Consider the following 12,072-nt stretch of genomic DNA (forward strand, 5'->3'; position numbering starts at 1 on the left):
GCTTGATAATTAAAAAAAGGTGGTTTTGTTCATGAACAAAACCACCTTTTTTTAATTATCAATAATAAGAAGTCTAATGACTGGATATATTAATTATCTCGGTTACATGGAGATGTCTCGCTTGCTAAAAATCAAGTCACCCGTAAATTCTGGCGGGTTTGCTACATCGTATTTTTTTGCACCATGGGCATCTATATAAAAGATTTTATAGCCTATTGGCACAAGTACATCTATGATTTTTTGTCGGTTTGCACCATCAGTTTCAATTTGAAGTGCTGGCTTGTGCTTTTTTAATAGTGGAAGCATTTCTGGAATTACCACCACCTCATAACCTTCTATATCGCATTTTATGTAATCAATTTTTTCTAACTCGTTAAAAAGGTCATTGGGGTTGCGCATTTCAGCTGTGAACTTACGTTCAAATTTATTTTGCTCATTTTTTTCAACCACATGTGTTCTTCCATGACTCAGGTATTTGTTGCCTGCAGGCAGGCCCATTGATATCTTTTCGCCATTGGTTTTGCCTAAAGCAAAAGGCAAAATTTTAACATTCGGAAACCTTTGTACATTTTTATGCAATATGCTGCGAAACAATTCAACTGGTTCTACGGCGTATACCTTGCCTGCTTTGCCTGTTAGTTGCGCAAAAATGCGGCTGTAATAACCAAGGTTTGCACCGATATCGATTATTATATCACCTCTATTTATCAATTTGTTTATGAAATAATGACAATAATATTCTTTTTTGTTTTTGAGCCATCCATTTTTATACGAAAGAAAAAATACCTGACTTATAAGGCTTAAGTAGTGTTTAAGTCCAAGTGTTTTATACAGAAATCTCTTGATGAAAAACATATTTATAGCATTAGTTCTAATAATCAAAATCCTGCGAATTTACTTGTTAATGTAGATGCATCAAATTTTTTGTTGTAAAATAATTCAATAACTAGTAATTTATTTATGCTTTATCAGAACAAACTACAGAAAATCATTATTGTAAAGGTCAATTTTTTTTAGCTTTGTACACAATATATGGTTTCAGATGGAAGAAAGATTTTCAAATAGTGAAAAAGAGCGGCTGACAGAGCTTATAAAAAAGGTGCAGGACAAGAATGACGAACTGGAAAAGCACCGAAAAAAGATTGAGTTGCAAAACGAAAAATCGCGTCAGCGCACCATTGAGCTCTTTGGTAAAATGATTGACCTCAAAAAGGCTAAAAAAATCATTAGTATACAAAATGAGGAGCTCGAGAAGAAAAATGAAGAAATAAATCGTAAGCGTGCAGCTCTTGAAAATACTTATGTCAAGTTCCGAAAACGTACCATAGAACTTTTCGGTAAAATGGTTGATTTGCGCAAAGCATACAACATCATCAACAATCAGAAAAAAGAAATTGAATATCAGCGCAAACAACTTCATGAACTTAACACCAGCAAGGATAAATTCTTTTCTATTATTGCACATGATTTAAAAAACCCGATTGCAGGGTTTCTTGGATTAACCGAGGTTATGGCACAGGATATGAATTCCTTTACTGATGAAGAGAAGCAAGAGTTTATTGAATTAATACACAAATCTTCAAAGCAACTTCATTCGCTTCTTGAAAACTTATTACAGTGGTCCAGGGCACAAACAGGCAGACTATCATATAAACCCAGAAAGTTAAATATGCATAGTATTTTCATGGATAACTTCTCCCTAACCCATGCCAGTGCTGAGGTAAAGCAAATAAAAATTGAAGACAATGTAGATCAAGATACAGAAGTGTGGGCAGATGCCGATATGGTAAATACCATACTACGTAATATCCTGACCAATGCCATAAAGTTTAGTAACCACAATAGTAAAATTAATGTATTCACCACCATTGAAGATGGTATGCTAATTACAAGTGTACAGGATGAAGGTATTGGAATAAACGATGAAGATTTGGATAAATTGTTTAAAATTGGTTACAATAAATCTCAGGTTGGAACAGCCAACGAAGAAGGAACAGGATTGGGACTAATATTGTGCAAAGAGTTTGCTAAGCGAAACGGAGGCGATGTAATGGTTAAAAGTGAAGCGGGGAAAGGGAGTACATTTTCTTTCTCATTGCCTTTGAAAGGTAATCAGGAAAAAGAAAACGAGTAACTTTTTCTAAAACAAAGCCACATGGAGGACTACAGTTCATATGAAGATAGAATAAAAAAGCTTGAAGCAGAAAATAAGCGCTTACGCTCACTGTTGGACAGTCAATCGGATGTTAATCAGCTAGGCTACCTCGAAACGATTATTCATTCTTTGCCCGATATCGTCTTTCTTATTGACGGTGAAGGCACTTACCTCGATATTTTAACAGACAAAGAAGAGCTGTTATACAAAAATTTATCCTATTTGCTTAATAAGACTTTCAGCGAAGTCTTACCCGAACACGTTACAAAGAAAGCCAATGAAGGTATAAAGAAAGTTAAAGAAACGGGCAATCCGTCAATTATAGAATATCAATTACCTATAGGAGCTGAACTCAAATGGTTCGAAGGTAGAATAGCTCCTATTATAGGTAGTGAAAAGGAGCGCTACGTTTTTCTCGTAATGGATGTCACTGAACGCAAGAACATTGCACGGTTGGTTGAAACAAGCCAGTATAAGCTAAAGCGAGCTCAGGAAATTGCCCGCCTGGCTTATTTTGAATGGAACCTGAAGACCGACAAGGCAAGTTTTTCTGAAGAAGCCGCAAATTTATTTCAGCTTGAAACGGTGGAAAACTTTGGTATGGCTGATTTTTTTAAATTCCTTCATAGTGAGGATCAGGCTGCAATAACAAAGGGGCTTAAGGATTATATAAAGAAACACGGAAGATTTGAGTATGAATACAAAGCCCGCATTAAGGGACAAATGCGATATCATTTAATTCATTGTGAGCTAATCACAGATACAGGTGATACAGTTGTGGTTTTTGGTATTCTACAAGATGTTTCAGACCTACGTAACTTAGAAACTGAACATTTTCGCGAGACCCAGGAGAAGGATGCTATGCTCAAAGCAATTCCGGATATGATGTTTACTCAGGATGCACACGGCGTTTTTTTGGATTTTCATGCCCCTAAAGGACACATGAAAAAATTATTTGTTAAGTCTGATGAACTTATTGGTAAAAAAGCAATAGATCTGTTACCGCCGGAAATCGCCAGTATGAACCATGCAAAAATAAAACAAGTACTAAAGAGTAAACAGCACGTAATTCATGAGTATCAGTTACAAGTGAATAACCGTACAGCACATTTTGAAGCACGGATGGTCCCTGGTGGTAATGGCGAGGTGCTGTCCATAGTGCGCGAAGTTACTGCAAGAAAACAGGCAGAACAAGAACTCGTGAAAGCCAAGCTTATTGCAGAGGAATCAGATAGGCTGAAATCAGCATTTTTGGCCAATATGTCGCATGAAATACGCACACCTATGAACGGCGTTATTGGGTTTGCTGAGCTGCTGCTCCAGGAAGAAATACCAAACGATGAAAAGCAGGAATATTTCAACATAATTGAAAAAAACAGCCATCAGCTTCTTCAACTTATCGATGATATAATTGATGTATCTAAGATTGAGGCAAATTTGCTAAAGCTGAATCCTGTTGATTTTAACATTAATGATTTATTGAGCGATCTGGAAAAAGTTTACCAGAAAGAACTCGATATGAGCGATAGAGACCTGGAATTGAAGTTTGAAGGCTTACCAGATCAAAGTCAGGCACACATTAATGCCGATAAAAGCAGGTTGATGCAGGTTTTACAAAATTTAATTTCTAATGCTGTAAAATTTACTGAAACTGGTGAAATTACTGTGGAATTATACAAAAAGAACAATTTCCTTGAGTTTAAAGTAAACGATACAGGTATAGGTATTCCTGAAATGGCCAGAAAATATATTTTTGAGCGTTTTAGAAGACTCGATAATCCGGCAGATAAAATCTATCGGGGTACAGGGCTTGGACTTGCCGTATCGCGTGGATTGGTTGAGTTAATGGGTGGCTCAATTAATGTGGATTCTGTTGAAGGAGAGGGCTCTGTTTTTATGTTCACAATCCCATATAACCAGGGAGGTGTCGACCATGAGGGAGTTAATGATTTAAATGAGTGGAAGCAGTTTGCTCATAAAAATGTGCTTATTGTAGAGGATGAAGATACCTCATATCATTATCTGGCTTCAATGCTGAAAAAAAAGCACGTAAATGTCTACAGGGCCTCTACCGGCTATCAGGCTATTGAGTTCGTGAAAAATAAGCCGGTAGACCTTATTCTTATGGATATTCGGTTGCCTGAACTGAATGGATATGATGCAACGAGGTATATTAAAAAAATCGCCCCTGACATTCCCATTATTGCCACTACAGCTTTTGCACTCGCAGAAGATGAACAAAAAGCGCTCGATGCAGGGTGCGATAGTTATGTATCAAAACCCATATCTTCTTACACATTGCTTCAAAAAGTGAAGTATTTAATGGGTCAGGTTAACTAATTTTAATGTTTAATTTCAGTTTTATAATATGGAACTGATTGTGCCTGTCAAATAAAAAAAAGATTCTGAAGGTAAAAGTTAGATCAGGTGTTTTCTTGTATTTTTGTGTGAAATCTCTCGCATTCGTGGTAATTATTCATGTTATGGTTAATTTTCTAACTCATTTTTAAATTGATCCAAAAATTGGAGCATAAATGCATGTCTTTGCTGTGCTATTTGATGGGCATGGGTGGTATGCAGGCTGTCTTTTATGTGTAATAATTTATCGTAAAAATGAGTAATGGTATCCCGATTTTCTTTAAAATCTTTTATTTCTGATGGTGGCAAGTAAATAGGGCGGTTAGCGAATCCTCCATAGCTAAAAGCTCTGGCAATACCAATGGCACCAATGGCATCCAGCCTGTCAGCATCCTGAACTATGGCCAGCTCAGGATATTTTTTTGAATCAAATTTGTAATGTTTACGCCACGATATGTTATTTACGATGTGAAGTATTGCAATAATATCGTTTTCTTCCACTTTTGCCTGCCGTAGCCATTTTTCGGTTTTTTTTAGGGCAAGTGTTTCATCTCCTTCCGTAAACTTTGCGTCTGCAATATCGTGGAAAAGAGCACCGAGCTCCACTATCTGTAGGTTGCATTCTGTATATCTTGCTATTTCTCTCGCTGTTTTCCAAACCCGGTAGGTATGAAACCAATCATGTCCACTTTCTTCGAAGTTTAAAAGTACACTTCGCACATAATTTGCAGCTTTATCGATAAGGGTTATATCTTTCATTTTTTATACAAGCGCATGAAATCACCTAATAAATTAAATAACTCATTCCATTTTGTAAGTGGAACAGGACCTTTGTTGGAAGGTGTATGGTAATGTCTGTATTCTTTCCCTCTTGTGAAAATAAATATTGCCGGCACATCTTTTTTCGCAAAAGCACAATGGTCACTATTACAACTGGCTCCTCCGGATCTGATGTCTGCAAAATATTTCTTTGTACTATTAATTTCATTGATTAAACTATCTGCCCGCGGCTGTGCTTTAGCATTGACCATTCCTATTCCTTCACTGCCTGAACCTACCATGTCGAGATTGAAGAGAAACTTAATTCTGTCTAATCTTACAGGTGGATTCTTTGCAGTGTAATTACTGCCAAATAAACCACATTCTTCAGCAGCAAAAGCCATAAAAATCATTGAATATTCAGGTTTGTTCATGGGTTTACTGTAATGTCTGGCCAAATCCAGTATCATGGCTGTACCGCTGGCATTGTCGTTTGCCCCCGGAAAAAACACATTCTTTCCCATGCGCCCCAGATGGTCGTAATGCGCCGTAAAAACATAAAACGAATCTGGCTGTATGCTGCCTTCTACCATGGCTATAACATTTGCTGTGCGATAATTTTTATAAAAATTATTGTTGATTTTTATCGATATACGCTTTGCTTTGTTAATAAGGGAATCGTAAGTATGAAGATAAAAATAAGGTTTTACCTCAACAGCATCGCTTAACCGCCAATACATGTTCTTTTTATGCGTAAAAATGTAACCTGCTGCATTTAGTTTGTATGTGCGCTCATCACGCTCTGCAACAGATGGTAGTACTACCACCTTGTTGTGAAGGTTTTTTTTGATATCTTCGGTGTTTTTTAAAGCACTTGTATCCAAATGTATAAGCTCAAACGTGCCTTCAGTTTTATGTGAGCCACCACCAATCATATAATCGCGTGCTGTCGCCAATTTTATCCCGTCAATTTCCACATAAACGGTATCCGGAAAGGTATTAATAGAAATGTTGAATGGTTGTAAAAAGCTTTTTCCGATAGGTGTTGCACCAATCTCTTTGAACTCTGCAGCTATATATCTCGCAGCCTTAATGTCGCCATTATTCACATAACCACGGCCGTCAAAAGCTTCAGAAGCTAATCTCTCAATAATTTTCGTTGCAAAGGTTTTGTCTTGAGTGTGGGCTGTTGTTATCGTAAACAATAGCGTAAGTAAAAAAAAAGGCTTAAAAATATTCATTTGTATGTATTTTTTATTCATTGTCATCCAGCAGGTCGGGTCTTAATTTTTTAGTTCGCTCAAGGGCTTGTTGCATTTTCCAATCTTCTACAGCAGCATCATTGCCGGATAATAGTACATCGGGTACTTTCCATCCGTTGAAGTCTGCCGGCCGCGTGTATACAGGTGGTGCTAAAAGCCCATCCTGAAAAGAATCTGTAAGTGCTGAGGTTTCGTCTCCCATGGCGCCGGGTAACAACCTCACCACGCTATCTGTTATTATAGCAGCCGCCAGTTCGCCTCCGGTTAATACATAGTCTCCTACAGATATCTCTTTTGTGATTAAATGATCTCTGATTCTTTGATCGATACCTTTATAATGTCCGCACAAAATAATAATATTTTTAAAAGTAGAAATCTGATTCGCTTGTTGCTGATTAAACACATCTCCATCGGGCGATGTATATATAATTTCATCATATTCCCTTTGCGATTTCAAATCAGCAATAGCTCTGTAAACAGGCTCAATGCGCAACACCATGCCCGCACCAGCGCTATAAGCATAATCGTCAATTCTATTATGTTTGTTGTCTGAGTATGCTCTTAAACTATGAATTTGAATAGTTGCAGCACCACTTTCGCGTGCTCTTTTAATTATGGAATTGTTAAGCGGACTCTCAAGAATTTCAGGAATCACAGCAAGTATATCGATGCGCATTTTTTTTGTGCAAAATTAGCAAAAATTAGTAAGTCGTCGGGTATTGTATTATTCGTTTTATGTTGGCGAACTTTTTAAATAGAGAAACCCTTTAATGATGGATAGATAAAATGTGGTTAATAACGACCATTTATCGTAATTAATTGACTAATTTTCGTTTGAAACTTAAAAATATAAAAACAGTTCGCAATATTTTTGAGGAATTTCAATGAAATATCTATTTTCGTAAGGTTTAAAGTAGGAGTTTTTCAATAAAACAGAGCAAAATACCGCCGTAGTATGAATACTAATGAATTCAACGAAAAGCAGCAGACGCCTGAGAATGATAATTCTCATGCATCAGACGCTGAAAACCAGCGACCTGATGAAAATTTGACAGAATCACAATCTTCGCCAGATGAAGAATCAGCTAATTTAACTTCTGACGAAGAGCAATCTCCAGCGAAAGATCAAGTGGAAGCGTCTAAAAATAAGGAGGTTGAAGTAGAAATTGCCGATAATTCGGAAGTAGAAAGTGAACAGGAAAAAGCAGATTCCCAATCATCAGGAGCGAGCGATGAGGCGCGGGAAAACGATGATGGTACAGATCAGGGCAAGAACAAAAATACTGAAAGCGACGATGTAACAGGTTCTTATGCTGAGCAGGATGAGCTATTGCCGCCAGCGCAGAGTCCCTATGAAGATGAAGAGGAAGGTGACTATTCCGATTATGGTGCATTGAGTAAAGACCAATTAACTTCTGAGTTGGAAAGATTACTCAACGAATTTGAAATACAAAAAATCCGCAAACGGGTCGAGGCCATTAAAAGCCAGTTTTATAAAAAACATCAACGCGATCTGGTCAAGCAAAAAGAGACCTTTTTAGAAGAGGAAGGAAATGAAAAGGAATTTCAGCCGACTCCCGACCCCATAAATGAGAATTTCAATAATTTAATGCAGCTATATAAAGATAAAAGAGCTGCTTACCTGGACAAAGTTGAAAAGAATAAAGAAGATAACCTCACGGCGCGTTATGAGGTTATCGAGAGCATAAAAAATCTTATCAATAAAGAAGAATCTCTGAATAAAACTTTTCAGGAATTTCGTGCATTGCAGGAGCGATGGAGAGAGATTGGCAAAGTGCCCCAGAGTGAAGTTAAAGCTATTTGGGAAAAATATCATTTTGCGGTAGAGCAGTTTTACGACTATGTAAAAATCAATAAAGAACTGCGCGATCTTGACCTTCGGAAAAACCTAGATGCCAAAATTGATTTATGCGAAAAAGCCGAACAGCTGCTCCTGAAAGAGAGTGTTGTAAAAGCCTTTAAAACACTGCAGGAGTATCATCAGCAATGGCGTGAGATTGGACCTGTTCCCCGCGAAAAGAAAGAAGATACCTGGGAGCGTTTTAAAGAAGCTACAGTAAAAATTAATAAGCGCCACCAGGAATTTTTCGAAGGACTAAAGAAAGATCAACAAAAAAATTTGGAGGCAAAAGAAGCGCTTTGTAAAAAAGTGGAGGAAATCAATAAACTTAATCTAGTTAAACCCAAAAAATGGGAAGAAAAAAGTAAGGAAATTATTGAGATTCAAAAGCTTTGGAAAACAATAGGGTTTGCTCCTAAAAAATATAATAACGAAATTTATCAGCGGTTTAAATCTGCATGTGATGCCTTTTTTGATGCTAAACGGGCCTATTTTGCCGAGAAGCATGCCGAAGAACAAGAGAATTTTGATAAGAAAAATGAACTGTGCGAGCAGGCAGAGGCAATGAAAGAAAGTACAGATTGGAAAAAAACTACCGGTGACTTTATTCAGTTGCAAAAGGAATGGAAACAAATCGGCCCCGTTCCACGAAAAAATTCTGAGGCGCTATGGAAACGTTTCAGAGCAGCCTGCGACCATTTCTTCGAAGCCAAAAAAGATTTTTTCTCCAATATCGACAAAAGACAGGATGATAACCTGGAAGATAAAAATCAGTTAATTGAGAAAGTGAAAAATTTTGAATTAACCGGCAACGATGAGGCAGATCTTAAAACTTTAAGTGATTATCAAAAAGAATGGTCCGAAATTGGTTTTGTGCCTTTCGATAAAAAAGACGAGGTGCAAAAAGAATTTAGGCAGGCCATAAACAAGCATTTCGACAGTATGAAGATCGAAGATGAGACGCGAAATCTTATGAACTTCAGAAATAAAATCGAAAATTGGTTGGATAATTCACGTTTAAAAAAGAAAATTGGACCCGAACGGAATAAAATTATCAATAAAATAAAAGACCTGGAAAACGAAATTACGCTCTACGAAAACAATATTGGGTTCTTTAACGATTCTAAATCTTCAAATGCACTCGTAGATGAAATCCAGGAAAAAATTGAGCGAGCCAAAAAACGTATATCTTTGCTCCGTAAAAAATTAGATGTTCTGGACGAACTGGACGATTAAAAATATACTACCCGTTTAATTTTCAGTTTGTTGAATGTGTAATAATTTCTATTGCAGTTAATGTGCAGCTTTTGCTGTAATTGGCTGTTAAAATACCCGTTTATGATGAAGAAAATATTTTTGTTTGTTACTCTTTTGTATGTTACTGGTGCGTTTGCACAAAAAGGCAGTGTAAAAGGTTTTGTTTATGATAAAGAAACTGGTGAGCCGGCGTTATTTGCAAACGTAGTGCTAAAAGGAACCAACTTTGGAGCCGCTACTGATGTAAATGGCTTTTATTTTATTTCGAAAGTACCAGCCGGGAATTACGAGCTCATGGTTACATATTTAGGCTATGATACATTGGTTGTTGATGTTGAAATAATTTCTGGCAAGCCAGTCACAAAAAATTTGTATTTACAACCGGCATCTATCACAATTCAGGATATTGTTGTTAGTGCCGAAAGGCAAGAAATGAAAAATCAGGTACATACAGCAGTTGTAAAAATTTCGCCCCGACAGATCGAAAAAATGCCATCTGTCGGTGCTGAGGTAGATATTGCGCAGTATATACAGGTTGTGCCTGGTGTGGTTTTTACAGGCGACCAGGGAGGTCAGCTTTATATTCGGGGTGGTGCTCCCATTCACAATAAAGTACTACTCGATGGAATGACCATTTATAACCCGTTCCATTCAATAGGTATGTTTTCTGTTTTTGATACTGATTTGTTACTCAATGCCGATATTTATACAGGTGGATTTAATGCAGAATATGGCGGCAGAATAAGTTCAATAATGGATTTGCGTACAAGACAGGGTAATAAGAAAAAATTTGCAGGAAAAGTTAGTATGAACACCTTTGCCTCCAGTATGCTTTTGGAAGGTCCGTTAAAAAAGTTTACCGAAGAAAACCCAAGTTCCGTAACTTATGCATTTTCAGTGAAACATTCGTATCTCCAACAATCTTCAAAAGAACTTTACAGTTATGTGAACGAAGATGGTTTACCATTCAGTTTTACAGATTTATACGGTAAGGTTTCACTTACCGGCGAAAGTGGAAATAAATTTAATGTGTTTGGATTTAATTTCACCGACCAGGTAAACTATCAGGGCCTTACAGATCTAAAGTGGAGCAATGGCGGTGGTGGCGCAACAGCTGTTGTTGTCCCGTCTCAGTCTAATAGTATCATTGATTTTAATGTGAATTTTTCCAACTATGAAATAAGTATGGAAACCAGCGAAATACAGCCCAGCTCAAGTAGCATAAGCGATTTTGGGTTTGGATTGGGCGTGAAATCCTTTATTGGAAAAAACGAAATATCTTATGGTTTCGATTTCTCTAGTTTTGCAACCGACTACTCATTTTATAACGCATATGGTTTTAATGTAAATCACCAACAAAATACAGCCGAATACAGCACTTTTATTCAGTTCAAAGGTCAATGGGGAAATTTTATAGTAGAACCGGGCGTGCGACTTATTTATTACGCTTCGCTGGGTGAACCATCTTTAGAACCACGGCTGGGGATGAAATATAAAATAACTGACGAAATTCGGCTGAAAGCATCGGGCGGTTTTTATAGCCAAAATCTTATTGCTGCAAACTCTCAACGCAGTGTGGTAGACCTGTTTTATGGTTTTCTTAGTTCGCCGGAGAGCCTCCCTAATTCCTTCAGAGGAGAAGAGATTGATACCAAGTTGCAAAAAGCTAAACACATTGTAGGAGGGGTAGAATTTGATTTGAATTCACGCATTACATTCAATTTCGAATCATATTACAAATACATGAACCCACTCATTAACATAAACCCCAATAAACGATTCGATGAAAATACAACATTCAATGATATTCCTGATATATTAAAAACCAGTTACATGTTCGAACAAGGCGATGCCTATGGATTTGATTTATCCATCAAATATGATTACAAACGCTGGTATATTTGGACTGTTGGCTCATGGGGTTATGTTAATCGCACAGGATATTTTTATGACGATCTCACCCAGCAGGCCGTTTTAATTGAATATCCACCACATTTCGACCGGCGGTTAAATATAAATTTTCTTACCTCATATACCTTTGGAGAAAAGTTGAATTGGGTCGTGAGCATGCGTTGGAATTACGGTAGCGGATTGCCCTTTACATCATCAGTAGCTTATTATGAGAGCCTGTCTCTTAATTCAATGAATGACGAGTATACAAACACAACCGGAGATATTGGTACCATATATGGCAAAATAAACGAAAGAAGACTTACCTCATACCATAGATTGGATTTGAATGTGAAACGTAAGTTTTACCTGAAAGGAGATGTAGAGGTGGAATTAGTTGCAAGTGTGACCAATGTATATGACAGAAACAATGTTTTTTATGTAAACAGACTGGCTAATGAGGTAATTTACCAGTTACCTGTATTACCTAGTTTTGGAATAACCTTTAAATTTTAGATAAAAATCAATAT

Annotated in this window: 8 protein-coding genes; 4 read left to right on the forward strand and 4 right to left on the reverse strand. The window is 37.1% G+C overall.

Annotated features, from left to right (window positions below):
• Nucleotides 1-102: 102 nt before the first annotated feature.
• Entirely contained in the window at nucleotides 103-882 is a 780-nt protein-coding gene (locus ACTB0Y_RS12590; protein WP_463207181.1) for an FkbM family methyltransferase, read from the reverse strand.
• A 160-nt stretch (nucleotides 883-1,042) separates the two neighbouring features.
• Between ACTB0Y_RS12590 and ACTB0Y_RS12595 the strand changes: the two genes are divergently transcribed.
• On the forward strand, nucleotides 1,043-2,134 hold the full coding sequence (locus ACTB0Y_RS12595; RefSeq protein WP_463207182.1) for a sensor histidine kinase: 1,092 nt from the start codon (nucleotides 1,043-1,045) through the stop codon (nucleotides 2,132-2,134).
• Nucleotides 2,135-2,155: 21 nt separating this feature from the next.
• On the forward strand, nucleotides 2,156-4,495 hold the full coding sequence (locus ACTB0Y_RS12600; RefSeq protein ID WP_463207183.1) for an ATP-binding protein: 2,340 nt from the start codon (nucleotides 2,156-2,158) through the stop codon (nucleotides 4,493-4,495).
• A 147-nt stretch (nucleotides 4,496-4,642) separates the two neighbouring features.
• On the opposite strand, the gene ACTB0Y_RS12605 is transcribed toward ACTB0Y_RS12600, so the two are convergent.
• Genes ACTB0Y_RS12605 through trmD form a run of 3 tightly spaced genes read right to left on the reverse strand, consistent with a single transcriptional unit; the run spans nucleotide 4,643 to nucleotide 7,210 of the window.
• Nucleotides 4,643-5,272, reverse strand: coding sequence for an HD domain-containing protein (locus ACTB0Y_RS12605; RefSeq protein ID WP_463207184.1), 630 nt, complete (start codon nucleotides 5,270-5,272; stop codon nucleotides 4,643-4,645).
• Nucleotides 5,269-6,513, reverse strand: coding sequence for a M28 family metallopeptidase (locus ACTB0Y_RS12610; RefSeq protein ID WP_463207185.1), 1,245 nt, complete (start codon nucleotides 6,511-6,513; stop codon nucleotides 5,269-5,271). Before ACTB0Y_RS12610 ends, ACTB0Y_RS12605 begins: the two co-directional genes overlap by 4 nt.
• A gap of 13 nt (nucleotides 6,514-6,526) precedes the next feature.
• Complete coding sequence (gene trmD, locus ACTB0Y_RS12615; RefSeq protein ID WP_463207186.1) at nucleotides 6,527-7,210, reverse strand: tRNA (guanosine(37)-N1)-methyltransferase TrmD; 684 nt, start codon at nucleotides 7,208-7,210, stop codon at nucleotides 6,527-6,529.
• 279 nt (nucleotides 7,211-7,489) lie between these two features.
• On the opposite strand from trmD, the gene ACTB0Y_RS12620 reads away from it, so the two are divergent.
• Nucleotides 7,490-9,631 carry a DUF349 domain-containing protein gene (locus tag ACTB0Y_RS12620; protein WP_463207187.1) on the forward strand — a complete coding sequence of 714 codons (2,142 nt, stop codon included), beginning with the start codon at nucleotides 7,490-7,492 and terminating at the stop codon, nucleotides 9,629-9,631.
• Nucleotides 9,632-9,733: 102 nt separating this feature from the next.
• Nucleotides 9,734-12,058, forward strand: coding sequence for a TonB-dependent receptor (locus ACTB0Y_RS12625; protein ID WP_463207188.1), 2,325 nt, complete (start codon nucleotides 9,734-9,736; stop codon nucleotides 12,056-12,058).
• Nucleotides 12,059-12,072 lie beyond the last annotated feature (14 nt).

This window comes from Salinivirga sp. (genome assembly GCF_055145285.1).